Source organism: Pseudomonas sp. MS15a(2019), from assembly GCF_013277805.1.
GTDB lineage: Bacteria > Pseudomonadota > Gammaproteobacteria > Pseudomonadales > Pseudomonadaceae > Chryseomonas > Chryseomonas benzopyrenica.
In genome coordinates this window covers 19,286-44,732 of record NZ_VBTN01000010.1, presented here as the reverse complement: position 1 = coordinate 44,732, position 25,447 = coordinate 19,286, and the positions used below count along the sequence as shown (strand labels likewise).

Sequence of the window (25,447 nt, the reverse complement as noted above, 5' to 3'; positions counted from 1 at the left end):
CGGCCCGGTGCCTCCACGCATTCAGCCTGTTCTAGAGAAGCGAAACCACGACCATGATGCGCAGCCACTATTGCGGCCAGTTGAACGAGAGCCTGGACGGCCAGGAAATCACCCTCTGCGGTTGGGTCCACCGCCGCCGTGACCACGGCGGGGTCATCTTCCTCGACATCCGCGATCGCGAAGGCTTGGCCCAGGTGGTGTTCGATCCGGATCGCGCCGAAACCTTCGCCAAGGCCGACCGCGTGCGCAGCGAATATGTCGTCAGGCTCACCGGCAAGGTGCGCCTGCGTCCCGAAGGCGCGCGCAATGCCAACATGGCCTCCGGCGCCATCGAGGTGCTGGGCTACGAGCTGGAAGTGCTCAACGAAGCGGAGACCCCGCCGTTCCCGCTCAACGAGTACACCGACGTCGGTGAAGAGACCCGCCTGCGCTATCGCTTCATCGACCTGCGTCGTCCGGAGATGGCCGAGAAGCTCAAGCTGCGCTCGCGCATCACCTCCAGCATCCGCCGCTACCTGGACGAAAACGGTTTCCTCGACGTGGAAACCCCGATCCTGACCCGCGCCACCCCCGAGGGTGCCCGCGACTACCTGGTGCCCAGCCGCACCCATCCCGGCAGCTTCTTCGCCCTGCCGCAGTCGCCCCAGCTGTTCAAGCAGCTGCTGATGGTCGCCGGCTTCGACCGCTACTATCAGATCGCCAAGTGCTTCCGTGACGAAGACCTGCGCGCCGACCGCCAGCCGGAATTCACTCAGATCGACATCGAGACCAGCTTCCTCGATGAAAAAGACATCATGGACATCACCGAGACCATGGTGCGCAACCTGTTCAAGGAAGTGCTGGACGTCGAGTTCGGTACGCTTCCGCACATGACCCTGGCCGAAGCCATGCGTCGCTTCGGTTCCGACAAGCCGGACCTGCGCATTCCGCTGGAACTGGTGGACGTGGAAGACCAGCTCAAGGACGTCGACTTCAAGGTCTTCGCCGGTCCGGCCAACGATCCCAAGTGCCGCGTCGCCGCGCTGCGGGTACCGGGCGGGGCGAGCATGCCGCGCAAGCAGATCGACGATTACACCAAGTTCGTCGGCATCTACGGCGCCAAGGGCCTGGCCTACATCAAGGTCAACGAGCGCGCCGCCGGCGTCGAGGGTCTGCAGTCGCCCATCGTCAAGAACATCCCGCTGGACAACATCAACGTCATCCTCGACCGCGTCGGCGCGGTGGATGGCGACATCGTGTTCTTTGGCGCGGACAAGACCAAGGTTGTCTCCGAGGCTCTGGGCGCGCTGCGCATCAAGCTCGGTCACGACCTGAACCTGCTGACCTGCCAGTGGGCGCCGCTGTGGGTGGTCGACTTCCCGATGTTCGAGGAAAACGACGATGGCAGCCTGACCGCCATGCACCACCCCTTCACCTCGCCCAAGTGCAGCCCGCAAGAGCTCAAGGCCAACCCCGGTGCCGCGCTGTCGCGCGCCTACGACATGGTGCTCAACGGCACCGAGCTGGGCGGCGGTTCCATTCGTATCCACGACAAGAAGATGCAGCAAGCCGTCTTCGAGGTGCTGGGGATCAGCGAAGCGGAACAGGAAGAGAAGTTCGGCTTCCTGCTGGACGCCCTGAAGTTCGGCGCACCGCCCCATGGCGGCCTGGCCTTCGGCCTGGATCGTCTGGTGATGCTGATGACCGGCGCCTCGTCGATTCGCGAAGTCATCGCCTTCCCGAAGACCCAGAGCGCGGCCGACGTCATGACCCAAGCGCCCGGCGCCGTCGACGCCAAGGCCCTGCGCGAGCTGCACATCCGCCTGCGCGAGCAGGCCAAGGCGGAATAAGCCTTACCGGAGGAGGGCGCCCAAGTCGGCGCCCTCCGTTTCCCTTTTTCATTGCGTCGCGGCCCTCGCGGCCGGCGCAGTCTTCGTCAAGACATTGGAGTAGCTTATGGCCGGTCATTCCAAATGGGCCAACATCAAGCATCGCAAAGAACGCCAGGATGCCAAGAAAGGCAAGATCTTCACCAAGATCATCCGTGAGCTGACCGTGGCCGCGCGCCAGGGCGGCGGCGTTCCAGCCGACAACCCCCGTCTGCGCCTGGCGGTGGACAAGGCGCTCACCGCCAACATGACCCGCGACACCATCGACCGGGCCATCGCCCGTGGCGTGGGCGCCGGCGAAGGCGAGAACGTCGAGGAACTGACCTATGAAGGCTACGCCCCGAGCGGCGTCGCCATCATCGTCGAAGCCATGACCGACAACCGCAACCGTACCGCGGCCGAAGTCCGCCATGCCTTCAACAAGTGCGGTGGCAACCTGGGTACCGACGGCTCGGTCGCCTATCTGTTCGAGCGCAAGGGCCAGATCAGCTACGCCCCTGGCCTGGACGAAGACGCCCTGATGGAAGCCGCGCTGGAAGCGGGTGCCGATGACGTGGTGGCCAACGACGATGGCTCCATCGACGTCTTCACCAGCTTCGCCGACTTCATCGCCGTCAACGAAGCCCTGACCGCCGCCGGCTACAAGGCCGACGAAGCCGAGGTGACCATGATCCCCTCGACCTCCGCGACTCTGGATCTGGATACCGCGCAGAAGGTACTCAAGCTGATCGACATGCTCGAAGACCTGGACGACGTGCAGAACGTCTATTCCAATGCCGACATCCCCGACGACGTCATGGCGCAGCTCGGCTGATGTCCCTCTACGAGCGCCTGCCGCCCGATGCGCCCGGCACCCTGGTGCTGGGCATCGACCCGGGCTCGCGGCTGACCGGCTTCGGCGTGGTGCGAGACACTGGACGGGGCTGCGAGTACGTGGCCTCCGGCTGCATCCGTACCGGTAACGGTCCGTTGCCGGAACGGTTGCAGATCGTCTATCGCGGTGTGCGCGACGTCATCGCCCAATACGGGCCGGTCACCATGGGCATCGAGCAGGTGTTCATGGCGCGCAACGCCGACTCGGCGCTCAAGCTGGGTCAGGCTCGGGGCGCGGCCATCGTCGCTGGCGCCGAGGGTGGCCTGGAGATCTCCGAATACACCGCGAGTCAGGTCAAGCAGGCCGTGGTCGGCAACGGCGGAGCGGACAAGCAGCAGGTGATGCTGATGGTCATGCACCTGCTGCGGCTGACCGAAAAGCCCCAGATCGACGCCTCCGACGCCCTCGCCATTGCCTTGTGCCATGCCCATACCCGGCAGAGCCTGGTCCCCCATGGCCTGCTGGCGACTCGCCGCCGCGGCGGCCGGCTGCGTCTCTAGTTTCATCCGCTCAAACATCTCGCTCCAGAAGTAGGAAGGTATCCCTGTGATCGGTCGTCTACGTGGCACCCTGGCGGAAAAGCAGCCGCCCCATCTCCTGCTCGACGTGGGCGGAGTCGGCTATGAGGTCGAAGTGCCCATGACGACCCTTTATCGGCTGCCGGCCCAGGGCGAGGTCGTCACATTGCATACCCACCTCGTGGTACGGGAAGATGCGCACCTGCTGTACGGGTTTGGCGAAAAACGCGAGCGAGAGCTGTTTCGCGAGCTGATCCGGCTCAATGGTGTCGGCCCCAAGCTGGCCCTGGCGTTGATGTCCAGTCTCGAGGTGGATGAATTGGTTCGCTGTGTTCAGGCCCAGGACACCTCTGTCCTGGTCAAGGTGCCGGGAGTGGGCAAGAAGACCGCCGAGCGCCTGCTGGTCGAGCTCAAGGACCGCTTCAAGGCCTGGGAAAATCTGCCGACCATCGCGCCTCTGGTTCTGCCGAACCAGGCCGCCGGCGCCGCCAGCGCCGAGGCCGATGCGGTCAGCGCCCTGGTCGCCTTGGGCTTCAAGCCCCAGGAAGCCAGTCGCGCCGTCGCTGCCGTGGAAGGGGAAGACCTTTCCAGCGAGGAACTCATCCGTCGCGCCCTGAAGGGCATGGTCTGATCCCATGATAGAAACCGATCGCCTGATCTCGGCCGGTGGCCGCGACCGAGAGGAATTCCAGGATCGCGCCATCCGTCCGGTGCGCCTGGCCGACTACATCGGCCAGCCGGTAGTGCGCGACCAGATGGGCCTGTTCATCCAGGCGGCCAAGGGCCGAGGCGAGGCCCTCGACCACACGCTGATCTTCGGCCCACCCGGCCTGGGCAAGACCACCCTGGCCAACATCATCGCCCAGGAAATGCAGGTTTCCCTCAAGAGCACCTCAGGCCCCGTGCTGGAGCGCCCGGGCGATCTCGCGGCGCTGCTGACCAACCTGGAAGCGGGCGATGTGCTCTTCATCGACGAGATCCATCGGCTCTCGCCCATCGTCGAGGAGGTGCTCTATCCGGCGATGGAGGACTACCAGCTCGACATCATGATCGGCGAGGGTCCGGCGGCGCGCTCCATCAAGCTGGATCTGCCGCCCTTCACCCTGGTCGGGGCGACCACCCGCGCCGGCATGCTGACCAATCCGCTGCGTGACCGCTTCGGGATCGTCCAGCGCCTGGAGTTTTACGGCACCGCGGACCTGGCCACCATCGTCACGCGTTCGGCCGGCATCCTGGGCCTTGCCATCGAAGCCGAAGGGGCGATGGAGATCGCCCGCCGGGCACGGGGCACGCCGCGGATCGCCAACCGCCTGCTGCGGCGGGTACGGGACTTCGCCGAGGTCCGCGGGCAGGGCCATATCAGCCACGACATCGCCAGTCGTGCCCTCGACCTGCTGGACGTCGATGCCCAGGGCTTCGATCACCAGGATCGCCGTCTGCTGCTGACCATGATCGACAAGTTCGATGGCGGCCCGGTGGGGGTGGATAGCCTGGCGGCAGCCATCAGCGAAGAGCGTCACACCATCGAAGATGTGCTGGAACCCTATTTGATCCAGCAAGGCTATATCATGCGCACGCCGCGCGGGCGGGTGGTGACCCGGCATGCCTATCTGCACTTCGGACTCAACCTGCCGACGCGTCTGGCCCAGGGCGGTACGCCCGATCTGTTCGAGGTCAATGGTAACTAAATGCAGTTGCGAACATTTCTGATTGGCAACGGCGAGGCTAGGTTCTAGAGTATGCACGCGCAATCGCGGAGCCCGTCGCCGTCCGTCCTCAGGTGTCGTGTCTACTACGAAGATACCGATGCCGGCGGCATCGTCTACTACGTCAACTACCTCAAGTTCATGGAACGCGCCCGCACCGAGCGACTGCGCGCGCTGGGCTATGCCCAGTCCGAACTCGCCCGGGACGGTCTGCTCTTTGTCGTCCACAGCAGCGAAGCGCGCTACCATGCGCCCGCGCGCCTGGATGACGAACTGCTGATCGGCGCCGAGGTGGTCGAGGCGAAGCGCGCCAGCCTCAGGTTTTACCAAGAGGTGCGGCGGGCAGAAGACGAGGTCCTGCTCTGTGAAGGGTGGGTGACGGTCGCCTGCGTGCGTGCTGACAGCTTCAGGCCCCGGGCGATCCCGACGGCCATGCGAACGGTTCTTGCCGGAAATCCGGCGTCAATTCAATCAGGAGATTAAGCGTGCAACCCAACGTCGACCATATGTCCATGTGGAGCCTCGTCGCCAATGCCAGTCTGGTGGTGCAACTGGTGATGCTCATCCTGGTCGCAGCCTCTGTCACGTCCTGGATCATGATCATCCAGCGCGGCAATGCCATGCGTGCCGCCAAGCGTTCCCTGGATGCCTTCGAAGAAAAATTCTGGTCGGGCATCGATCTGTCCAAGCTGTATCGCCAGGCCGGCAGCAACCCCGACCCGGACTCCGGCGTCGAGCAGATCTTCCGCGCCGGCTTCAAGGAGTTCTCCCGCCTGCGTCAGCAGCCCGGCGTGGATCCCGATGCGGTGATGGAAGGCGTCTCGCGCGCCATGCGCGTCGCCATCTCCCGTGAGGAAGAGAAGCTCGAGCAGGCCCTGCCGTTCCTGGCCACCGTCGGTTCCACCAGCCCCTACGTGGGTCTGTTCGGTACCGTCTGGGGCATCATGAACTCCTTCCGTGGCCTGTCCACGGCGCAGCAGGCGACCCTGGCCACCGTGGCGCCCGGCATCGCCGAGGCCCTGATCGCCACCGCCATCGGTCTGTTCGCCGCCATTCCCGCCGTCGTGGCCTACAACCGCTTCGCCGCCCGTTCGGAAATGCTGATCAACCGCTACTACACCTTTGCGGACGAGTTCCAGGCCATCCTGCACCGCAAAGTCCACGCCAGCGACGAATAAAGAGGTATCCCATGGTTCCTCGCCGCCAGAAACGCAAGCCCGTCGCCGAGATGAACGTGGTGCCCTACATCGACGTGATGTTGGTGCTCCTCGTCATCTTCATGGTGACGGCGCCCATGCTCAATCAGGGCGTCAAGGTCGACCTGCCCAAGGTCGACAGTCAGGCCCTGCCGCAAGACAACGACAAGCAGATCCTCACCGTCTCGGTGAAGTCCGACGGTACCTACTACTGGAACGTCGGGTCCGAGGTGGATACCGATCAGAAGGCCAAGTCCGAGACCGCCGTGTCGCTGCCGCAACTGAGTCAGCAGGTCGGTGCCATCATGCGTCAGCGTGCTGACACCCAGGTGTTCATCCGCGGTGACAAGGCCGCCAACTATGGTGTCGTCGCCGGTGCCATGGGTGCCTTGCAACAGGCCGGCGTGCCCAACGTCGGGTTGATTACCGAGGCGCCTTGATGCGACACCGCGAGCGTTCGTCGTCCGAAAGTTATTTCTGGCCGGTCATCTGGGCAGTCGCCCTGCATGTGCTGATTTTCGGCCTGCTGTTTGTCAGCTTCGCCTTTACCCCTGAACTGCCCCAGTCGCGCCCGGTGGTTCAAGCGACCCTGGTCCAGCTCAAGTCGAAGAGCTCGGCGCAGGTCCAGACCGAGCAAAAGTTGGCAGGGGAGGCGAAGAAGACCGCGGCCAAACAGTACGAGCAGGAGCAGCTGGAGCAGCGTCGCGAGCAGCAGGAAGCCCAGCGTGAAGCGGCGGCGGCCAAGGCGGCTCAGCAACAGAAGGAAGCCCAGCACCAGGCCGCGGAACAAAAGAAAGCCGACGACGCTCGAAAGGCGCAGCAAGCGGAAGCGGCGGCCAAGGCCGCCGAGGCCAAGGCTGAGGCTGAGAAACAGTCCGAGGCCGCCAAGGCGGCTGCGGAAGCCAAGCAGGCTGCCGAGCAGAAGAAGCAGGCGGACATCGCCAAGAAGAAAGCCGACGAAGCCGCCAAGCAGAAGGCGGCCGACGAAGCGGCCAAGAAAGCGGCGGCAGAAGCGGCCAAGCAGAAATCGGCGGAAGAAGCCAAGCAGAAGGCCGCAGCCGAGGCTGCCAAGAAGGATGCGGCAGCGGAAGCGGCGAAGAAGAAAGCGGCTGACGACGCCAAGAAGAAGGCTGCCCAGGCAGCTGCACGCAAGGCGGCAGAAGACAAGAAGGCCCAGGCGCTGGCGGAGCTGTTGTCCGATGATACCCAGCGGCAGCAGGCCCTGGCCGAAGAGCAGGGCGACGAGGTGGCATCGAGCTTCGATGACCTGATCGTGCGTCTGGTCAGCGAGCAGTGGACGCGTCCGCAATCGGCGCGCAACGGCATGAGCGTCGAAGTGCAGATCAACATGCTGCCGGATGGGACCATCACCAGCGCGACGGTGACCCGTTCCAGTGGCAACAAGGAATTCGATAATTCAGCGGTATCGGCCGTGCGTAACGTCGGTCGTATCCGTGAGCTGCAACAGCTGGATCGCAAGACCTTCGATCAGCTGTACCGTCAGCGCCGCATGATCTTCAAACCGGAGGACCTGAGTCTGTGAACACCCTGATCCGTTACATTCTGCTGGGCCTGGTCCTGGTGGTGGGCTCCGCCCAGGCGGCCGATCCGCTGGTGATTTCCAGCGGTAGTGATCGCGCCATCCCGATCGCCGTCGTGCCCTTCGGGTGGCAGGGTGGTCAGCCACTGCCGGAAGATCTGGCCAACATCGTCAGCGACGACATGCGCAATTCCGGGGTGTTCTCGCCGATTCCGCGCCAGAACATGCTGAGCCAGCCGAGCCAGGCCAGCGAAGTGATCTTCCGCGACTGGAAAGCCCTGGGCGCCAACTATGTGCTGGTGGGCAACGTCGTGCCCAACGGTGGTCGACTGCAGATCAGCTACGCCCTGTTCAACGTGTCCACCGAACAGCAGGTCCTGACCGGCAATGTCGGCGGCAGCACCGATCAGCTGCGCGACATGGCGCACTTCATCTCCGACCAGGCCTATGAAAAGCTGACCGGGGTGAAAGGTGCCTTCTCCACGCGCATCCTCTATGTGACCGCCGAGCGCTTCTCCGCGACCAACACCCGCTATACCCTGCAGCGCGCCGACTATGACGGTGCCCGCTCGGTAACCCTGCTGCAATCGCGAGAACCCATCCTGTCGCCGCGTTTCGCGCCGGACGGCAAGCGCATCGCCTACGTCTCCTTCGAGCAACAGCGTCCGCGCATCTTCCTGCAGTACATCGATACCGGTCGTCGCGAGCAGCTGACCAACTTCGAAGGTCTGAATGGCGCTCCGGCGTTCTCGCCCGATGGCAATCGTCTGGCCTTCGTGCTGTCCAAGGACGGCAACCCCGAGATCTATGTGATGGACCTGGGCTCCCGTGCCATTCGTCGTGTGACGAATGACTCCTCCATCGATACCGAGCCGTTCTGGGGCAAGGATGGTCAGACCATTTACTTCACCTCCGATCGCTCCGGCAAGCCGCAGATCTACAAGGCCAGCGTCAGTGGCGGGGGTGCTGAGCGCGTGACTTTCGTTGGCAACTACAACGCCAACCCGAAACTTTCGGCGGATGAAAAGACGCTGGTCATGGTGCATCGCCAGGAAGGTTTCACCAATTTCCAGATCGCTGCACAAGACCTCCAGCGCGGCTCTGTGCGGGTACTTTCCAACACCAGCCTCAACGATTCGCCCACTGTTGCGCCCAATGGCACCATGCTAATCTACGCCACCCGCCAGCAGGACCGAGGCGTACTGATGCTTGTCTCCATCAATGGTCGCGTCCGGATTCCTCTTCCCACCGCCCAGGGTGACGTGCGCGAGCCTTCCTGGTCTCCTTACCTGAACTGACGGCTAATTAGAAAAGTCCTTAGAAACACCAACATTGCGGTTCTTTTAGGAGTTACATGATGGAAATGCTGAAATTCGGCAAGTTCGCTGCACTGGCTCTGGCCATGGCTGTCGCCGTGGGCTGTTCCTCCAAGGGCGGCGACGCCTCCGGTGAAGGCGCTGGTGCTGGCGCTGGCGCCGGTGCTGTCGACCCGAACGCTGGCTACGGTGCCAACGCCGGTGCCGTTGACGGCAGCATGGGCGATGAAGCCGCTCTGCGCGCCATCACCACCTTCTACTTCGAGTACGACAGCTCCGACCTGAAGCCGGAAGCCATGCGCGCTCTGGACGTTCACGCTCGCGACCTGAAGGCCAGCGGCCAGCGCGTCGTTCTGGAAGGTCACACCGACGAACGCGGTACCCGCGAGTACAACCTGGCGCTGGGCGAGCGTCGTGCCAAGGCCGTTCAGCGCTACCTGGTGCTGCAGGGCGTATCCCCGGCTCAGCTGGAGCTGGTGTCCTACGGTAAAGAGCGTCCGGTTGCCGTCGGTCACGACGAGTCTTCCTGGGCTCAGAACCGTCGCGTCGAGCTGAAGAAGTAATAAACGATGTCCAAGCGCCTGCAGTTCTTGATCGCCCTGACCCTTGGTGTACCGGTTGTCGCCGCGGCTCAGGTTCCCGTACAGGATGGTAGTTATGGTGTTGCCCAGTCCGCTGGGCAAGGCTATGGCAACGCAGGCGCGGCCAGTGCCGGAAACGGGGCTCCCGTTTCCGGCATGGGTCAACTGTTCATGCAGTTGCAACAGATGCAGGATGACATCGCTCGCCTGCGTGGCCAGGTCGAGGTTCAGGAAAACGAGATCCGCCAGCTCAAGCAGGAAGGATTGGATCGTTACCAGGATCTGGATGGTCGACTCTCCCAGCTTTCTTCCGCTCCTGCCAACGCAGGTGCCGGAGCCGCTGCCGGTGCCGCCCAGGGTGGCGCCATCGCGGCAAACAACGCGCCGACTCCGCCTGCTTCCGCGGGGGCACCGGCCGCCAGTAGCGAACCGGGTGATCCGGCGAAGGAAAAGCTGTACTACGACGCTGCCTTCGATCTGATCAAGGCCAAGGATTTCGACAAGGCCAGTCAGGCGTTCAACGCCTTTCTGCGCAAGTATCCCAACAGCCAGTATGCGGGCAACGCCCAGTACTGGCTAGGTGAAGTGAATCTGGCCAAGGGCGATCTGCAGGCCGCTGGCCAGGCATTCGCCAAGGTCAGCCAGGCCTATCCCACCAGCAACAAGGTGCCGGATTCGCTGTACAAACTGGGTGGCGTCGAGCAGAAGCTCGGCCGCACCGATCGGGCCAAGGGCATGTACCAGCAGGTCATCAGCCAATATCCCGGAACCTCCGCTGCGCAGCTGGCGCAGCGGGATCTGAAAAGCCTGCCCTAGCGCAGGCTTTTTTCTTCTATCTCCCGCAACGGAGGCGGATGGCCTGTTTAGCCGTCACGCCCGTGGCTTCTATGCAAAAAGATACCCTACGTCTTACCGAAATCTTCTATTCGCTCCAGGGTGAGGCCCGCACCGTCGGTCTTCCCACCGTCTTCGTCCGGCTCACCGGCTGCCCCCTGCGCTGCCAGTATTGCGATACGGCCTATGCCTTCACCGGTGGTGAGATCCATCATCTCGATGCCATCCTGGAGCAGGTCGCCAGCTACCGGCCACGCCATGTCTGTGTGACCGGTGGCGAACCGCTGGCGCAGCCCAATTGCCTCAAGCTGCTCGAGCAGCTGTGTGATGCTGGCTACGAGGTATCCCTGGAAACCAGCGGTGCTCTGGATGTCAGTGGCGTGGACGTGCGCGTCAGCAAGGTCGTCGACCTCAAGACCCCTGGATCCGGGGAAATGGGGCGCAACCTTTACGCCAACATCGCTCATCTCACACCGAACGATCAGGTCAAGTTCGTCATCTGCTCGCGTGAAGACTACGACTGGGCGGTTTCCAAGCTGATCGAATATCGCCTGGATCAGCGGGCGGGGGAGGTGTGGTTCTCGCCCAGCCATGGCCAGGTGGTGCCGCGTGAGCTGGCGGAATGGATCGTGGCCGACAATCTGCCGGTGCGTTTCCAGTTGCAGCTGCACAAGATTCTCTGGAACGACGAGCCGGGACATTGAGCATGAGTCAGCCTAAAGCGGTCATCCTTCTTTCCGGCGGCCTGGATTCCGCCACCATCGTTGCCATGGCCAAGGCCCAGGGCTTCGCCTGCTACACCATGAGTTTCGACTACGGCCAGCGCCATCGCGCCGAGCTGCAGGCTGCCGAGCGCGTAGCGCGTCAGCTGGGTGTCGTCGAGCATAAGGTGATCGGCCTGGATCTCAACGGAATCGGTGGCTCGGCCCTCACCGACCCGGACATCGCCGTGCCGGAGACGCCGGGCGAGGGCATCCCCGTTACCTATGTGCCGGCGCGCAACACCGTGTTCCTGTCGCTAGCCCTGGGTTGGGCCGAGGTGATCGGCGCTCGCCATCTCTTCATCGGGGTGAACGCGGTGGATTACTCCGGCTATCCGGATTGCCGGCCGGAGTTCGTCGAGGCCTTCGAGCGCCTGGCCAATCTCGCCACCAAGGCGGGTGTGGAAGGGGATACCTTCAGGATCGAAGCCCCGCTGCAGTATCTGTCCAAGGCGCAGATCGTCGAGACCGGTACCCGGCTGGGCGTGGACTACGGTCTGACCGTGTCCTGCTATCAGGCCAACGGCGAAGGCGAGGCCTGCGGCCGTTGCGACAGCTGCCGCCTGCGCGCCGAAGGCTTCAAGGCGGCCAAGATTTCCGACCCCACCCGCTACCAGTAAAAAAATTTCATCTAGGGTGTTGATTCTCCTGAGAAAATCGCTAGAATGGCGGCCACTAACGGGTCGTTAGCTCAGTCGGTAGAGCAGTTGGCTTTTAACCAATTGGTCGTAGGTTCGAATCCCACACGACCCACCATCTTCACCAGAAACCCTCCGCAAGGAGGGTTTTTGCGTTTCAGGGTGTTTGAAAGGCCGCGATCGGTACGTTTGATCCCTGGTTACACTGCCGCTTGCCCACTGAATGATGTGGCAGAGGCGTGACGATCCTTGCCGTGTCAGGCCGTGAGTCGAGAAGAAGGCTTGCATACCGCAAGATCTTACGATCTGGGTGCGTTCTACTTAACCGACCCGCCACCTCAGGGTGCACTTTCTTCACACCATCACGGAGCACGGCAATGAGCCCAGATAGCAGCGAAGTGACAGAGGGTTTCCTCCTGCTAGGGTACGCAGATGCCCGGTTGTTGAAGCTTTACCGAACTGGTGAAGTGGACACCCTTGAACTGGTGCGTGATATGGCTTCGCTGACCCTCAACGCCGAGGGCAGTGGGGAAGCGGTACCTGTTTATGAGCAGACCCTTGCCTACGACTCCTTGCCCCAAGCGTGCATGAACAAGACCATTTGCCTTGCCGGAGCGAATGAGGAAGGCGCTATGGATACGCTGATTCGGCATCTTGAAGAGGGTCTCGCCGAAGGCCTTGAATTGCATCCGTTCGATGAGCATGAGCAGCGACTGGATCTGCCGGAGGAGGAGTTCGCGGATTACTCCGAAGAAGATCTGATTGAAGCCACGCGCCTGGCCATGGCGGAGCTCGCAGCTGATGAGGAGGCTAGCGGAGCGAGTTACCAGGGGCTGCCTCCCAGGTCCAAGCGCTAAGGGTTCTCGTAAAGCTGCCTTGATCAGCCTTTAGCCAAGATGGTAGGTCCTCACACCCTGCGGAGGATTGGCAACGGAGCCAGGAGCGCCTGACTGTCCGGCAGGCATTGAGCGAATGGCGTATCCAACGAAGTCTCGCTGCAAAAAAGGACGTAGTGGCAATTGGCTACTCTGACAGGTAAGGTTAATAACCTTAACATCGACCTGTGTCATTCTTAGTACCTTCTCAGCCTTTTCTCGTACGTATGACTGCCTCACGAAGACCTCCCCGCGGCGCGGGCCGCACCGCCAAGCCCGATTCGCTCCGCGCTGCCCACGAGCAGATCACCCGCAACAACGGCACGCTCGCCGATATCGCCGATCTTATCGAGATGGAGGGCAAGGCCAGGCCTGGGCGGCAGCAACCTGACCCTTCCAAGCGCTCCCGTTCCGCAGCCGACAGCCCGACCGGTACGCCCCAGGCGAAGACGGTGGAGCAGGGCAGTCATGGCTCTTTCCTCGCGCAGCCAGTGTTCGGAATCCCATTGCTGGCGCTGCTGGTTTGCACACTGATCCTGGGCGCTGCCGTCGGGGTGCCTCTCGGTGTGGTGACCTACGGAACCGCGCTCTACACGGCGGTGCTGGACGGAATGGCGATCTTCTAGGTTCTGTAAGAAAAATCGCCGAGCGAAGGTCAGGCGAGGCGAAAAAGGCTGAGGAAGCGGAGTTTACGAGCGGTAAATGAGCATTCCGAAGCCTGTTTCAACGAAGCGTCACCGAGCGTAGGCATTTTTCGTACAAAACCTAGGCAGTCTGTGGTGGGGCGTCGTGGTCGCCGCTCGGAACGAGTCGAGGGCAGTGGCTGGTTATTGCGCGTCAGGCTTCCAGAGACGCCGTAAGCTGCCGCTCCTGGCCATCCGGATCTGCCTCGGGTCTGCCCAGCAGATAGCCCTGGGCGAGCCGCACGCCCAGGTGTCGCAGCTGCGCCAACTGATCAGCAGTTTCCACACCCTCGCAGAGCACTTCCAGTTTCATGGCCTCGCCGAGCAACAGCAGGGAAGTCAGGACCTGGCCGCGCTGTTCTTCATCCTTGATCGCCAGAATCCGGCGATCAAGTTTGATCAGCTGAAAGGGCAGCTCCAGGATGGGGCCCAATCCAGCATAGCCACTGCCGAAATCATCCAGGGCCATGCGAATGCCCAGCAACTGGAGGAGGGCGAAGGACTGGCGGGTGCGGGTATCTATGACCAGTTCCACCCCTTCGGTGACTTCCAGCACCAGGCGATTGGGCGCCAGGCGCGAGAGTCTGAGGGCCGCGGACACCCGCTCGTGCAGCATGGGGTCGGCGAACTGCAGCGGTGAAAGATTGATGGAAACGCTCAGGTGAGGCGACCACTGGCTGGCTGCCAGGCAGGCCTCCTTCACTACCCATTCGCCCAGGGCGATGATGAAGTTGCCCTGTTCGGCCAGCGGAATGAAGATGTCCGGCGATACCATGCCGAGGGTGGGGTGGTTCCAGCGCAGCAGCGCCTCATAGCCGATCACCTGCTGCGGCTGAACGCGATAGATGGGTTGGTAGTGCAGAAGGAATTCATTACTGGCGAGTCCCTTGCGGACATCGTCCGGCGTGAGCAATGCCGCATGCTCAAGAGGCGCACCCAGGACGGCCTCGACACCACCTTCGAACACCCGATCACGGCCATCGCGTTTGGCGCGGTAGAGGGCTCGATCCGCGCAATCCAGCAGATCGTCCGCGGTACTCAAGCCGACGATGCCGCTACGCGCGATGCCTATGCTGACGGTGACATAGGTCTTGTCGTCTTGACGCCCCTGATGCGGAATCTGCAGGTCACGAATGCGTTGCAGGATGGTTTCCGCCGCAGCGAGTGCCTGAGCCGGACCGACGTGCCTTAGGATGACGACAAACTCTTCGCCTCCGTAACGGCCAACCAGGTCGCCAGCGCCTAGGCCTACTGCCAGGGTGGTAGCCACGGTGCGTAGGCATTCGTCTCCGGCGAGGTGGCCATAGTGATCGTTGTAGCGCTTGAAATGATCCACGTCGATCAGGAGCACGGCGCCTTGCTCACCTGCCAGGCGCGATTGCCAGAAGGCTTCGAGCAGCGGACGCAACTGACGGCGATTGGCGAGGCCGGTGAGCGAATCCGTTTCCGAGAGGATCTGCAGGTCCTGATTGGCCGAATTCAAGGACGCCAGGCGGACTTCTTCGCGCAACTTGTACAGATAGGTGCGACGACCCTCGACATTGAGCCAGTAACTGGCCAGAAGGGAAAAGAACGCCATCACGACGGCATTGGTGATCATCAAACCGCCCACGATGGCCGATACGGAGGCTTCGTGAACGGCGATGCAGATGACGGTTAGCGCGAAGCCGTTGAACGCAAGGGCAGGCGGCAGAGCGCTCTTCATGCAGGTGTTGACGAAGGTGAGCATCAGCGGCCAGGTGAAAATGAACAGCGTCTGGTTCATTTCCTTGCCGGCCGGGCCATTGATCACCAAGTTGTAGACCACCAGCAGACCGACGTAGAACGGTAGCAAGGCCAGAGCTTCACGCCAACGAACGGGGACTACCCGCAGCAGGCAGATGACTAGCAGTGTGAAGGGGGTGGCTATTCCCAGCATCTGGCCGGCTGCCCACGGCAGGGCATCTTCCATCAGCAGCCACCACCAGAGCAGGAAGCTGTTGTAGCTCAGGGTCCCGATGAGGAGGCAGCGCGTGAGATGGCGGCTACGCTGTTCATGGATGTCCTGATGAAACAAGCGCTCCAGCACCGGCGCGAAGGAAAAGGGCCCCACGGGCACGGCAAGCGTCTGATCGACGAGCCGACCAAGCTCTGGAGAGGTTTTCATAGGGGGTCCGGGCTGACAGGGTGAATAGCAAGGTCCGAAGGCTGACGTTTGGTGGCAATATGATGGCACTTTGTGACCGGCCTCTCGGTTAGAGATTCAGCCCACATGACCGGCGGTTGAGTTGGAGAACCTGACGGCTCGCCCCCTCCGCACCGCGGAGGAGGCTAGGGTCTTTTCAGACCTTGAAGCGAGCGGTCGTCTCCTGCAGCCGCACCCCGATACGTGCCAGTTCCAGGCTTGACGAAGCCGTCTCTTCGCTGGCCGCAGCGGTCTGTTCGGAGATGTCGCGGACAGTGGTGACGCTGCGGCTGATCTCTTCGCCCGCCGCACCCTGCTGTTCCGCGGCGCAGGCGATCTGGCCGTTCATCGACTCGATGTCCTTGACCGACTGGGTGATCCGCTTGAGCATCTCGCCCGCCTCGCGGGACAGGCCGACGCTGCTGTCGGTCAACTGCACGTTATGGTCGAGCACCGTCGCCATGCGGTCGGTGCTCTGGTGCAGACCGGTGATGAGCTGGGCGATCTCGTCCGTCGAGGAGCGGGTACGCTGGGCCAGACCGCGGACCTCGTCGGCGACCACGGCGAAGCCGCGTCCCGCCTCGCCTGCGCGGGCGGCTTCGATGGCGGCATTGAGCGCCAGCAGATTGGTCTGTTCGGCCACGGCCTTGATCACGTCGAGCACGCCGCCAATGCTGTCGGCGTGGCCGCGCAAGGTGGTCATGGCGATCTTGGTCGACACCATCTCGCTGGCCAGCAGCTCAATCTGGGCGACGGCCTTGCTGACGGCCTGGTCGCCCTGCTGAGCCTGCTGACTGGCTTCCAGCGCCGAGCGGGCGGCTGCCCCGGCATTGCGCGCCACCTCGTGGGTAGTCGCCGTCATTTCCTGCATCGCGGTGGCGATCTGATCGGTTTCGCTCTTCTGGGATTGCACGCCGGCGCTGGTCTGTTCGGTAACCGCCGAGAGCTGTTCGGCGGCACTGGCAACCTGGACGACGCCGTCCTTCATCTCGCCGATCAGCCCACGCAGGTTGGTGGTCATCTGCTGCATGCTGATCTGTAGCGCGCCCAGTTCGTCCTTGCGGGTCACTTCCAACTGACGGGTAAAATCGCCGTTGGCGACCGTTTGCGCCAGGAGGACGGTGTCCTTCAGAGGGTGGACGATGGACCGCGTGATCAGCCAGGCGCCGATGAGGCCCAGGGCGATCGCGATGGCCAGCCATACCAGCAACAGCTGACGTGCACCGCTTACATCCGTCAGCTGCAATTCCTTCTGGATCGCGGTGAGCTTGTCGGCAATCGACAGCAGCGACGTGATGGTCGTGGTGATACCGGCCTGACCCTGATCCACCTGTACCTGGGTGGTGATCAGTTGCTGCAGGCGTTGCTGGTAGCCCGCGATTTCATTGCCAAGTGTCTGCAGGGCCTCGGTCGGCAGGCCGCTGGTCGTGCCGAGCAGCTTGACCTTTGCCTGAATCTCATCCAAGGCGCGGTGGGCAGCGCTCTCGTTTTCCTTGCCGGGCGTGGTGGCATAGCTGCGCAGGGCAATGCGCATCTGCTGCAAATCGATGAAGAGGGCCGCCACCTGCTGGCGGTCTTCGAAACGCCCCTCCTGGGCATTGGCTGCTGTGGCTAGGGCCAGCAGATAGGTGTTGGCCGCTTCCGCCGTGGCGGTGGCAGCCTGCTGGACGGCCGCGCGTTCGCGGGTTGCCGTCACCACCTGGTTGTAGAAGTCCCGATAGCGCTTGAGGGCGGCCTTGGCTTCGCTCAGCAGGGCTTCGTTGGCCTTCGAATTGAAGTTGGGCGTGACGCTCTGCAACTGAGCCTCGATCTTGTCGAGCGCGGCCAGCCATTTGGCCGCCTGGGTATCGTCGGCCTTGACGATATAGACGAGCCGCTCGATGCGCATGTCGCGCGCCAGGGTACTGAATCCGGAGATATCACTGATCCTTTCACTGCGGTCGCGCAGAGCGTCCGTGGCCTGCCATCCGGTATAGGCCACCAGCAGGATCATGCCAATGAGTAGGGAGAAACCAAGCGTCAGCTTGGCCCGAACGCTGATGTTGCTGAGAAGATTCCAGCCATTGTGCTGCATGGTGACTACCTGGATAGGGGGCGGGGTTGAGTGAGCCTCAGCCGGACATACATTTTTTGTTATCGCAATACCTATCGGTGTAAGAGGGCACCTGGAATAGCTAGCGCGATGGAGTGTGATTTTTTGCTACCAGCCGCTTACCAGATCTGTGCAGTGATGAGCCCAGTGGCGCGCGTCTTTACGGACAACCTAAATGTTGCGAGTTAGTCTGACCTTAAGAGTGAAAAAGTGATCCATGTCACAGCTTTTGGGGGGATGGCTGGTGGTTATCTCTGGATAGACGGCTTATTGCCATTCTGGCTGATGGCTCGGGGCTGATCAGCCGAACGCAGGCGGAGTAGGATCCATGACCTTGACTCAGGGCCGTCAGCAAATCGAGGTGCTTGGCCTGGAGCGTTCGTCTGGCGTCAGTGCAGGAGAACGCTTGTTAGGCAATTGCCGTTCGGCGCTGGGCACCTCTGCCCGCACCACCGGTTCTGCTGGTGTCCGGAAACTTGCCAGTCGCCTGGATCGAGGGCTACTGTGTAAATAGACAGTTATGGAGCCTGTGCCCATGGCTCATAGCCAGCCGCCCCAGCCGACCTCCTATGAGCGCCTGACGATGCGAGTGTCGCGGCTGGTCAACAATGCGCGCGGGATCATCGACAAGCACGTGCACGTGGAGCGTCTGGCGGCGAGCCGTGAGGACTGGGCACTGTTGCTGGAAGCCTTTGGCGAGACCGAAGGCCTGATCGTGGCCCATCGCGATGACGGTAGCATCGACCTGTTCTGGAGGGTCAGCTACGACGACTACTGAGCGAAGGCGCGGCCGACAGCGCCGGACAGGCGTCGCACGACGTGCCGGATCGTGACATTGTCGCAGGTCGAGAGCTGGCGACGTCACGGCCGTGCAGTAGGGCTGGCTTAGATGCCATTTCAGGGATCGTCGCTTGGAAGGAGATCAGGATGGACATCCAGCGCTTGGGAACGGCCTGGGCTCCGGCCTATCGGCAGCTGATGTTGGAGGCTTACACCGCACATCCGGAGGCCTTCACTTCGAGCCCGCAGGAGCGGGAGAGTCTGCCGCTCAGTTGGTGGGAGGGTCGTCTGCAGGAAGGCGCCCAGGCGGGCGAGCGGGTCTGGGGTGCGACCCATGGCGCGGATCTGCTGGGCGTTGTCGGCCTTGGCCTCGAGACGCGGGAAAAGGGCCGGCACAAGGCGATTCTGTTCGGGATGTACGTGCCCATCCAGTACCGGCGCCTGGGCATAGCGAAGGCCTTGCTGGACGAGCTGCTGGCCCATGCGCAGGAGCTGTCCAGGCTCAGGGGCATTCAGCTCACGGTCACCGAAGGCAACCATGCCGCTCAGGCGCTCTATGAACAGGCGGGCTTCACGGTCTTTGGCCGCGAGCCGCTGGCAGTCGCTGTGGGCAATACCTTTGTCACCAAGCTGCACCTCTGGTGTGATCTGGACACCCTGAGGCGCCGCTAGCGCTCAGGCGCTGGACTGCGTGACCGGGACCGGGCCAGGATCAGGGCTTTCAGCCAGCAGCACTATCGGCAGCGACCCGGGGCATGCCTTTCCTGCCTCGACCCTGGGTCGCCGTTCTGTACTCTATAAGATGTCGTAAAACCGCCTCGAAAGAATTGTCATAGCGTCACATCTGCCCTCTAGGCTCGCCGCCCCAGACAACTTGTAACAAGTTGTATCAAAGAGGCTAAGGGGAAGAGTCGGTGAAACGTTCAGGCAATAAACCCGCGGTAATCACGGCCGTGTTGACGGCATCACTGCTGGCGGTGTCGGTGCAGGCCGCTAGCCGCTCGGGTAGCAATGCCACCAATGGGGTCGATCTGCTGTCGGGATACAATAAGCTCTGGACGCCGGGCGCTACCTGGAATACTGGATCCCCGACCGCCCTGGGCGCGCCCATCCTGCAGCGCAACGTGCAGTATGTGATCGATCTGTCCCACACCCGTACCCACGACCAGGAAGTGGCTGCCTATTACGACGACCGTCGTGACCAGAGCTACAGCCTGATCAGTGGCCTGGGTCCCTTGGCCGAGGCCTATCGAGTCGGCGCGGGAGCCTTCACCACCATTCCCCAATTCGACGCCTCGACCCAGACGGTCAAGTACGAAGACCAGGGCAATGGCTCGGGCGACATCCATTCGCGCCTGGGCAAGGTCGCCCAACTGGTCAAGGCGATTCGCGACGACGCCTCCACCAGTTCGGCGAAGAACTTCTATCAGTATCCTCGGCCCTGGAGGCAAACCAGCGAAGACATCGTGGCGCCGTCCCTGCGTCCGGCGCGCAGCCAAACGCCCGCGAGCGATGGCGGCTTTCCCAGCGGCCATACCAATGCGGCCTATCTGGCCAGCATCGGCTACGGCTACGCCGTGCCTCAGCGCCTGGGAGAGGAACTCTTCCGCGCCTCTGAGCTGGGCAACAATCGCATCGTCGCCGGCATGCACTCGCCGCTGGACGTGATCGGTGGGCGCATCACCGCTACCTATTTCGCCATCGACAACCTGGTCAACAACGCCCAGTTGCGCAGCGATGCCTTCGCCCAGGCCCAGGCCTACTTCGCTCAGCAGTGTGGCGGCGACATCAACAACTGCGTGGCTCAAGTCGATCCGGCTACCGACCAGCAGTCGCAGCACGCGCGGGACCGGGCGCTGTACACCGCCCGCATGACCTACGGCTTCGCCCCCGTTGGCCCGACCAATCTGGCGCCGGTGGTACCGGTCAATGCCGAGGTGTTGCTGGAAACGCGCTTCCCTTATCTCAGCGCCAGCCAGCGCCGCGACATCCTGGCTAGCACCGAGTTGTCCTCGGGCTATGTGGTCATCGACGAATCCAACGGCTACGGTCGGCTCAACCTGATGGCTGCGGCCGATGGCTACGGCGCCTTTAACGGCAACGTCAGCGTCAACATGGATGCGAGCCAGGGTGGCTTCAACGTCCTCGATGCCTGGCGCAACAACATCGGTGGCAGCGGCAGCCTGACCAAGAATGGCAGTGGCGAACTCACCCTCACTGGTCTCAACACCTACAGCGGTGGCACGCTGATCAATGGCGGTACCCTGCGTGGCCATGCCCAGGCCTTCGGCAGCGGCGACATCACCGACAACGCCACCCTGATACTGGAGCAGTCGGTCAACGACAGCCTAGCCAACAGACTGCATGGCACTGGCAGCCTGGTGAAGACCGGGGTCGGCTCCCTGAGCTTGACCGGCAATAGCGATTTCGCCGGTACCACCCGCATCGATCAGGGTCGCCTGGCCATCAATGGCAACCTCGGCAACTCGGCGGTCACCGTCAATACCGGCGCCACCCTGGGCGGTAACGGCAGTCTGGCCAGTCTTCACGTCGCCCAGGGCGGCATTCTCGCTCCCGGCAACTCGGTAGGGCAGCTCGACGTCAACGGCAACGCCACCCTCGACCAAGGCTCGATCTATCAGGTCGAGACCGGTGCCAGCAACCGCGCCGATCGCCTGGTCGCCACGGGCAGCATCGCCGTCAACGGCGCCACCCTGGCACTGGTTTCCAGCCCCTACTGGCAGCCCCTGGGCAGCTATCAGCTACTCAGCGCCGGTAACCGCCTGAGCGGTCGCTTTGGGCAGATCCAATCCGATTTCGCCTTCCTCACCCCGACGCTGAGCTACAGCGCTAACCAGGCGATCCTAAGCCTGCCACGCAATGGCGTGGCCTTCGCCGACCTGGCCGATGGCCGCAATGCCCGGTCCGCTGCAGAGGGGCTGGATAAGGCCGGCGCCGGCAATGCGCTGTGGAATCAGGTCGTCGCGACCAATGCCACTGGTGCTCGCTCGACCTTCCAGAGCCTGGGCAACGAACTACATGCCTCGACCAAGACGGTGCTGGTGGAGGACAGCCGCCTGGTACGCAACGCCATGGCCGAGCGTCTGCACGACGCCCAGGACGACGCTCCGTCCGGTTCCGGCATCCAGGGCTTGGCCGGCAGCCCCGAGCGCGGCCTGGTCTGGACCCAGGCGCTCGGTGCCTGGGGCCGCAACGACGGCAGTCACGACGCCAGCAGCCTGGACAGCCACAGCCATGGCTTGCTGATTGGCAGTGACATCCCGCTGGACAACGGCTGGCGCGTCGGGGGGCTGGTGGGCTTGGGTCATACCGATCTGGATCTGCGCGACGAATCCGGCTCGCTCGACAGCACCAACTACCACCTGGGGCTCTATGCCGGCCAGCATTGGGATGCCTTTAGTCTCAAGCTGGGCCTGGCCCACAGCTGGCATTCGGTGGCGGCGCAGCGCGACCTGGCGGTCCTCGGCAGCAATCAGCACCTGGCGCCGGACTATGACGCCGACACCACCCAGGCCTTTGGCGAACTGGCCTATCGGATCGACGCGGGCAGCCTGAACCTCTCGCCCTTCGCCAACCTGGCCCAGGTGCACCTGCGGACCGACGGCTTCCACGAGCGCAGTGGTGCCTTGGCGCTGGACAATCCGCGGCAGAACACCGACGTGACCTTCAGCACCCTCGGTCTGCGCCTGGCGAGCAAACCGCTAGGTGACTGGAAGGTGGTGCCGAGCGCCACCCTGGGCTGGCGCCATGCCTATGGTGATACCACGCCCGAGCACGAGGCGGCCTTCGCCGGTGGGCCGGATCTCAAACTGATGGGGGCGCCCATCGCGCGTGAGTCCGCCGTGATGCAGGGCGCGCTGGACATGGCGCTGAGCGAGACGGTGTCGCTAGGCCTGGGCTATGACGGGCAACTAAGTGGCCGGACCAAGGCCCAGGACCTCAAGGCTCGACTCAGCTGGCGATTCTGAACGGGGCGTGCCAAGTGCCGGAACGGGCAGGGCGCGCAGTTAAGCGCGAGGCGAGGCCGCCGAAGAAGGACGACCCCGCTGCGGCCAAGGGCTAGAAAGACGCCAGGTTGTCCGGGGTGATCAGCTGGAAGGGCACCTGGGTGAGCGTGTTGCTGGTGGGGCCATTGGCCAGGCGCAGCGCCATGTCCACCGCGCCTTCGCCCTGGCCCTTGGCATCCTGCAGGACGCTGACCGCCAGCTTGCCCGCGCGCATTTCCTGCAACCCGTCGGGCGTGCCGTCGATGCCGCCCACCAGGTATTGCGCCAGTGGCTTGCCGGCCTTTTCCAGACCCCGGATCGCACCGATGGCCATCTCGTCGTTGTTGGCGGCGACGATGTCGAAGGCCACGCCCTTGTTGACCCACTGCATGACGAGATCGGTAGCCTCGCTGCGCTGCCAGTTGGCCGAGGCCTTAACCACGACCTGCATGTCCGGGTACTTGGCCACCACCTTCTCGACGCTTTCGGTACGCAGCTTGGTCGCCGGGTGGTGCGATTCGCCCATCAGGATCGCCACCTTGCCCTTGTAGCCGGCGCGGCGGGCCAGCTCCTCCATCTGCATCGTCGCGGCTTCCACCTCGTCCGAACCGACGAAGCCCGCATAGGCCGGCAACGGCGAGACGTTGGGGCGATAGTTGATGAACACCAGCGGCACCTTGCTGCTCATCGCCAGGGACAGCATCTCCTGGGTGTTGCTGTCATCGATGAGATTGACGATGACCGCATCGACCCGGGCGGCGATCAGGTTGCGGTACTGGCGTAGCTGCAAGGCGCTGTCGCTACTGGCGTTTTCCAGGAACAGATCGGCGTCCAGGGTACGGGCGCGTTCCTCGACATTATTGATCAGCGCGGTACGGAAGTTGTCGCGCTTGGAGGTCAAAACGCCGATCAACGGGGCACTGGCCTGGGCCACGTTGACGCAGGTGGCGGCCAGCATGAAACCGGCGAGGAGACGAAGCGTTGGCTTGAACATGAGTCGATCCCCGATCAGACACTGAAACGTTGCAGCAGCTCGCGCTGCCGGCTGGCCATGAGCGAAAGGTCCTCGCTGCTGTGCGCGGCACGCTCGGCGCCTTCTGCAGCCCGGAGCGCGGCGTCGTTGATCTGCACCATCATGCGGCTGGTTTGCTGCACGGTGACGCTCTGCTCTTCGGTCGCGGCGGCGATCTGGGTGTTCATCTCGCGGATGGTGCCGACCGCCTGGCTCATGTTCTGCAGGGCTTCGCGGGTGGAGGAGGCCAGTTGCACGCACTCCCCGGAGTGGGCGCGACTCACCCCCATGATGTCCACTACCGAGTGGATCTTCTGCTGCATCTGTTCGATCTGCTGCTGGATCTCGCTGGTGGAGCTCTGGGTGCGACTGGCGAGGGAGCGTACCTCGTCGGCGACCACAGCGAAGCCGCGCCCCTGTTCACCGGCGCGGGCGGCTTCGATGGCGGCATTGAGCGCCAGCAGGTTGGTCTGCTCGGCGATATTGCGGATGGCATCGACGATGCCGTCGATGCTCTGGCCATAGCCCTGCAGTTCATCGGTGGCCTGGGCGGCGACCTGGATCTGCTGGGCCTGGCGCTGGATGCTGTCGATGGTCTCGGCGACGGTGGTGCCGGTCGTGGTGCTCAGCTCGAAGGTGTGGTCCACGGCATCCTTGGTGTCGAGCGCGCGCTGGGCTACCTCGGCCACGGTGCTTTCCATCTGAGTCATCGCCGAGGCGGCGGACCCGAGGCGTTCGGTCTGCTCCTCCACGGCGCGGGTGGTGCTGGCGCTGATGTCGGCATTGGCCTGGGCGGTACGACGGAGGTCGTCGGCCGACTGGGTAAGGGTGGTCACCGTGGTTTGCAGCGAGCGGATCAGTTCGTTGAGATAGCTGCCCAGCTCGCTGAATTCGTCTTTGCGACTCACATCGAACTGGACCCGCAGATCGCCAGCCGTGACCTGGCGCAGCGATTCGCGGAACGCCTGCAGCGGACGCCGCAGGCCGCGCGCGACCCACAGGCCGATGAGCACGGCGGCGCAGATCGCCAGCAGGGCGACGATGAAGAGTACCTGGCGACTGGTGGCCACGCTGGCATCGGTATCGTTCTTGGCTTGCTGCGCCACGGCGACGGCCCCGCCGCTGAGGGTGCGCAGGGCATCCAGGGTCGCCTGCAGCGCCGTGCTGGTACGCTGGCGTTGGTCGTCGAACTGGGCTTCGGCCGCAGCCTGCCGCTCGTAGGCCAGGCGCAGCCCATCGGGCGCGGTCATCTCGTGCAGCAGGCGCGTGACCATCACGCCCACGATACGCGCGTTGCGCTCGTCGAGGGCGGCCAGATCGCGCAGCCGGTCGGTGATGACATCCTGCTGCTGGTTGAGCGCCATGGCCAGGCTCGACAGATCCACGCGTGCCGCCTGGGCGGCGAAGGCGGCGTAGGTCTTGTCCGTTTCGATCAGCAGCAACTGGGCGGCGCGGACCGCCGAAGTGGCGCCTTCCGCCTTCCGTTGTGCGCTGTAGGCCTGCAGGTAGCTGGACAGTCGATTGGCCTCGGGCGTGGCATAGCCCTGCAGGGTCCGGGTTTCACGGCGCACGGTGACCAGCTGGCGGTAGCTGTCGATGAGGATTTTCGCCTGCTGGCCGTAGGCATTGCCCAGTTTCTGCTCTTGATCGAGTGCCTGGACCAGTTGCTCGTGGTCGCGCAACAGCGCCGGCAGGCGCTGGTGCAGCTGCAGGTAGTTGGCGAATTGCTGGTGGAATTGTTGTTCGCGCGTGGCGATCTGGGCGGTATCGGACTCGGCTAGCAGACCGAGCAGGGCTTGGTTGGCGCTCAGCAGCTGCACGTTGATTTCGCCGACCGCCTGGCCGAGCGGGGCGGACTGCTCAGTGATGACCGTCAGCCGTTCATGGATGGACTGGGTACTGTTGAAACTCACGGCGACGATGCCCAGCAGCAGAAACACCAGGAGAGCGATGCCGCCGACTACCCGTTGAAGAAGCGTCATGGTTGTTCCCTGCTTTGTTG

The 25,447-nt window shown here is 63.2% G+C and carries 23 protein-coding genes and 1 tRNA gene; 20 read left to right on the top strand and 4 right to left on the bottom strand.

Annotated features, from left to right (window positions below):
• Window positions 1-53: 53 nt before the first annotated feature.
• The 17 genes from aspS to FEZ61_RS14540 all read left to right on the top strand — a co-directional run bounded on the left by aspS (window position 54) and on the right by FEZ61_RS14540 (window position 13,333).
• Window positions 54-1,829, top strand: coding sequence for an aspartate--tRNA ligase (aspS, locus tag FEZ61_RS14620; RefSeq protein WP_173149224.1), 1,776 nt, complete (start codon window positions 54-56; stop codon window positions 1,827-1,829).
• Window positions 1,830-1,935: 106 nt separating this feature from the next.
• Entirely contained in the window at window positions 1,936-2,682 is a 747-nt protein-coding gene (locus FEZ61_RS14615) for a YebC/PmpR family DNA-binding transcriptional regulator (protein ID WP_017642114.1), read from the top strand.
• The gene (ruvC, locus tag FEZ61_RS14610) at window positions 2,682-3,242 is read left to right on the top strand and encodes a crossover junction endodeoxyribonuclease RuvC (RefSeq protein WP_007160336.1); all 561 of its coding nucleotides are present in this window, start codon (window positions 2,682-2,684) and stop codon (window positions 3,240-3,242) included. Before FEZ61_RS14615 ends, ruvC begins: the two co-directional genes overlap by 1 nt.
• Window positions 3,243-3,288: 46 nt before the next feature.
• Window positions 3,289-3,891: a Holliday junction branch migration protein RuvA gene (ruvA, locus tag FEZ61_RS14605; protein WP_017642115.1), complete on the top strand. Its 603-nt coding sequence runs from the start codon at window positions 3,289-3,291 to the stop codon at window positions 3,889-3,891.
• A 4-nt stretch (window positions 3,892-3,895) separates the two neighbouring features.
• Complete coding sequence (gene ruvB, locus FEZ61_RS14600) at window positions 3,896-4,948, top strand: Holliday junction branch migration DNA helicase RuvB (protein ID WP_017642116.1); 1,053 nt, start codon at window positions 3,896-3,898, stop codon at window positions 4,946-4,948.
• Window positions 4,949-4,999: 51 nt separating this feature from the next.
• Entirely contained in the window at window positions 5,000-5,449 is a 450-nt protein-coding gene (gene ybgC / locus FEZ61_RS14595) for a tol-pal system-associated acyl-CoA thioesterase (RefSeq protein WP_017642117.1), read from the top strand.
• Window positions 5,450-5,451: 2 nt separating this feature from the next.
• Entirely contained in the window at window positions 5,452-6,144 is a 693-nt protein-coding gene (gene tolQ / locus FEZ61_RS14590; protein WP_026083969.1) for a protein TolQ, read from the top strand.
• A gap of 11 nt (window positions 6,145-6,155) precedes the next feature.
• Window positions 6,156-6,602, top strand: a complete 447-nt coding sequence (tolR, locus tag FEZ61_RS14585) for a protein TolR (protein WP_017642119.1) — start codon at window positions 6,156-6,158, stop codon at window positions 6,600-6,602.
• Window positions 6,599-7,705, top strand: coding sequence for a cell envelope integrity protein TolA (gene tolA, locus FEZ61_RS14580; RefSeq protein ID WP_242455172.1), 1,107 nt, complete (start codon window positions 6,599-6,601; stop codon window positions 7,703-7,705). Before tolR ends, tolA begins: the two co-directional genes overlap by 4 nt.
• Window positions 7,702-9,000 (top strand): Tol-Pal system beta propeller repeat protein TolB, encoded by a 1,299-nt coding sequence (tolB, locus tag FEZ61_RS14575; RefSeq protein ID WP_017642121.1) that lies wholly within the window; start codon window positions 7,702-7,704, stop codon window positions 8,998-9,000. The genes tolA and tolB overlap by 4 nt, the downstream gene beginning before the upstream one ends.
• Window positions 9,001-9,059: 59 nt before the next feature.
• On the top strand, window positions 9,060-9,581 hold the full coding sequence (gene pal / locus FEZ61_RS14570) for a peptidoglycan-associated lipoprotein Pal (RefSeq protein WP_017642122.1): 522 nt from the start codon (window positions 9,060-9,062) through the stop codon (window positions 9,579-9,581).
• A 6-nt stretch (window positions 9,582-9,587) separates the two neighbouring features.
• Window positions 9,588-10,415, top strand: coding sequence for a tol-pal system protein YbgF (gene ybgF / locus FEZ61_RS14565; protein ID WP_017642123.1), 828 nt, complete (start codon window positions 9,588-9,590; stop codon window positions 10,413-10,415).
• 71 nt (window positions 10,416-10,486) lie between these two features.
• The gene (queE, locus tag FEZ61_RS14560; RefSeq protein ID WP_064308306.1) at window positions 10,487-11,137 is read left to right on the top strand and encodes a 7-carboxy-7-deazaguanine synthase QueE; all 651 of its coding nucleotides are present in this window, start codon (window positions 10,487-10,489) and stop codon (window positions 11,135-11,137) included.
• 2 nt (window positions 11,138-11,139) lie between these two features.
• The gene (gene queC, locus FEZ61_RS14555; protein WP_017642125.1) at window positions 11,140-11,814 is read left to right on the top strand and encodes a 7-cyano-7-deazaguanine synthase QueC; all 675 of its coding nucleotides are present in this window, start codon (window positions 11,140-11,142) and stop codon (window positions 11,812-11,814) included.
• Window positions 11,815-11,874: 60 nt separating this feature from the next.
• Window positions 11,875-11,950, top strand: a tRNA-Lys gene (locus tag FEZ61_RS14550).
• A gap of 259 nt (window positions 11,951-12,209) precedes the next feature.
• Entirely contained in the window at window positions 12,210-12,689 is a 480-nt protein-coding gene (locus FEZ61_RS14545) for a hypothetical protein (protein WP_173149223.1), read from the top strand.
• A gap of 245 nt (window positions 12,690-12,934) precedes the next feature.
• Window positions 12,935-13,333: a hypothetical protein gene (locus tag FEZ61_RS14540; protein ID WP_017642127.1), complete on the top strand. Its 399-nt coding sequence runs from the start codon at window positions 12,935-12,937 to the stop codon at window positions 13,331-13,333.
• Window positions 13,334-13,544: 211 nt separating this feature from the next.
• On the opposite strand, the gene FEZ61_RS14535 is transcribed toward FEZ61_RS14540, so the two are convergent.
• Together FEZ61_RS14535 and FEZ61_RS14530 are read right to left on the bottom strand one after the other, a co-directional pair.
• Window positions 13,545-15,536, bottom strand: a complete 1,992-nt coding sequence (locus FEZ61_RS14535) for a GGDEF domain-containing phosphodiesterase (protein WP_173149221.1) — start codon at window positions 15,534-15,536, stop codon at window positions 13,545-13,547.
• A 175-nt stretch (window positions 15,537-15,711) separates the two neighbouring features.
• The gene (locus FEZ61_RS14530; RefSeq protein WP_017642129.1) at window positions 15,712-17,628 is read right to left on the bottom strand and encodes a methyl-accepting chemotaxis protein; all 1,917 of its coding nucleotides are present in this window, start codon (window positions 17,626-17,628) and stop codon (window positions 15,712-15,714) included.
• A 553-nt stretch (window positions 17,629-18,181) separates the two neighbouring features.
• Here FEZ61_RS14530 and FEZ61_RS14525 point away from each other — a divergent pair.
• The 3 genes from FEZ61_RS14525 to FEZ61_RS14515 all read left to right on the top strand — a co-directional run bounded on the left by FEZ61_RS14525 (window position 18,182) and on the right by FEZ61_RS14515 (window position 22,415).
• Window positions 18,182-18,424, top strand: coding sequence for a DUF1654 domain-containing protein (locus FEZ61_RS14525; RefSeq protein WP_242455171.1), 243 nt, complete (start codon window positions 18,182-18,184; stop codon window positions 18,422-18,424).
• Between the two features lie 149 nt (window positions 18,425-18,573).
• Window positions 18,574-19,098, top strand: a complete 525-nt coding sequence (locus FEZ61_RS14520) for a GNAT family N-acetyltransferase (protein ID WP_173149217.1) — start codon at window positions 18,574-18,576, stop codon at window positions 19,096-19,098.
• A 281-nt stretch (window positions 19,099-19,379) separates the two neighbouring features.
• On the top strand, window positions 19,380-22,415 hold the full coding sequence (locus FEZ61_RS14515; RefSeq protein ID WP_346342866.1) for an autotransporter domain-containing protein: 3,036 nt from the start codon (window positions 19,380-19,382) through the stop codon (window positions 22,413-22,415).
• 91 nt (window positions 22,416-22,506) lie between these two features.
• On the opposite strand, the gene FEZ61_RS14510 is transcribed toward FEZ61_RS14515, so the two are convergent.
• On the bottom strand, window positions 22,507-23,427 hold the full coding sequence (locus FEZ61_RS14510; protein WP_093252682.1) for a substrate-binding domain-containing protein: 921 nt from the start codon (window positions 23,425-23,427) through the stop codon (window positions 22,507-22,509).
• Window positions 23,428-23,441: 14 nt separating this feature from the next.
• Window positions 23,442-25,427 carry a methyl-accepting chemotaxis protein gene (locus tag FEZ61_RS14505; RefSeq protein ID WP_017642135.1) on the bottom strand — a complete coding sequence of 662 codons (1,986 nt, stop codon included), beginning with the start codon at window positions 25,425-25,427 and terminating at the stop codon, window positions 23,442-23,444.
• Between the last annotated feature and the right edge of the window lie 20 nt (window positions 25,428-25,447).

What these genes read in the sequence shown, in the direction of transcription:
- FEZ61_RS14545 (WP_173149223.1), top strand. Translation starts at nt 12,210, where the DNA reads ATGAGCCCAGATAGCAGCGAAGTGACAGAGGGTTTCCTCCTGCTAGGG.
- queE (WP_064308306.1), top strand. Translation starts at nt 10,487, where the DNA reads ATGCAAAAAGATACCCTACGTCTTACCGAAATCTTCTATTCGCTCCAG.
- ruvB (WP_017642116.1), top strand. Translation starts at nt 3,896, where the DNA reads ATGATAGAAACCGATCGCCTGATCTCGGCCGGTGGCCGCGACCGAGAG.
- ybgF (WP_017642123.1), top strand. Translation starts at nt 9,588, where the DNA reads ATGTCCAAGCGCCTGCAGTTCTTGATCGCCCTGACCCTTGGTGTACCG.
- FEZ61_RS14505 (WP_017642135.1), bottom strand. Translation starts at nt 25,427, where the DNA reads ATGACGCTTCTTCAACGGGTAGTCGGCGGCATCGCTCTCCTGGTGTTT.
- ybgC (WP_017642117.1), top strand. Translation starts at nt 5,000, where the DNA reads ATGCACGCGCAATCGCGGAGCCCGTCGCCGTCCGTCCTCAGGTGTCGT.
- FEZ61_RS14510 (WP_093252682.1), bottom strand. Translation starts at nt 23,427, where the DNA reads ATGTTCAAGCCAACGCTTCGTCTCCTCGCCGGTTTCATGCTGGCCGCC.
- pal (WP_017642122.1), top strand. Translation starts at nt 9,060, where the DNA reads ATGGAAATGCTGAAATTCGGCAAGTTCGCTGCACTGGCTCTGGCCATG.
- tolR (WP_017642119.1), top strand. Translation starts at nt 6,156, where the DNA reads ATGGTTCCTCGCCGCCAGAAACGCAAGCCCGTCGCCGAGATGAACGTG.
- FEZ61_RS14520 (WP_173149217.1), top strand. Translation starts at nt 18,574, where the DNA reads ATGGACATCCAGCGCTTGGGAACGGCCTGGGCTCCGGCCTATCGGCAG.
- queC (WP_017642125.1), top strand. Translation starts at nt 11,140, where the DNA reads ATGAGTCAGCCTAAAGCGGTCATCCTTCTTTCCGGCGGCCTGGATTCC.
- aspS (WP_173149224.1), top strand. Translation starts at nt 54, where the DNA reads ATGATGCGCAGCCACTATTGCGGCCAGTTGAACGAGAGCCTGGACGGC.
- FEZ61_RS14540 (WP_017642127.1), top strand. Translation starts at nt 12,935, where the DNA reads ATGACTGCCTCACGAAGACCTCCCCGCGGCGCGGGCCGCACCGCCAAG.
- FEZ61_RS14530 (WP_017642129.1), bottom strand. Translation starts at nt 17,628, where the DNA reads ATGCAGCACAATGGCTGGAATCTTCTCAGCAACATCAGCGTTCGGGCC.
- ruvC (WP_007160336.1), top strand. Translation starts at nt 2,682, where the DNA reads ATGTCCCTCTACGAGCGCCTGCCGCCCGATGCGCCCGGCACCCTGGTG.
- FEZ61_RS14525 (WP_242455171.1), top strand. Translation starts at nt 18,182, where the DNA reads ATGGCTCATAGCCAGCCGCCCCAGCCGACCTCCTATGAGCGCCTGACG.
- FEZ61_RS14615 (WP_017642114.1), top strand. Translation starts at nt 1,936, where the DNA reads ATGGCCGGTCATTCCAAATGGGCCAACATCAAGCATCGCAAAGAACGC.
- FEZ61_RS14535 (WP_173149221.1), bottom strand. Translation starts at nt 15,536, where the DNA reads ATGAAAACCTCTCCAGAGCTTGGTCGGCTCGTCGATCAGACGCTTGCC.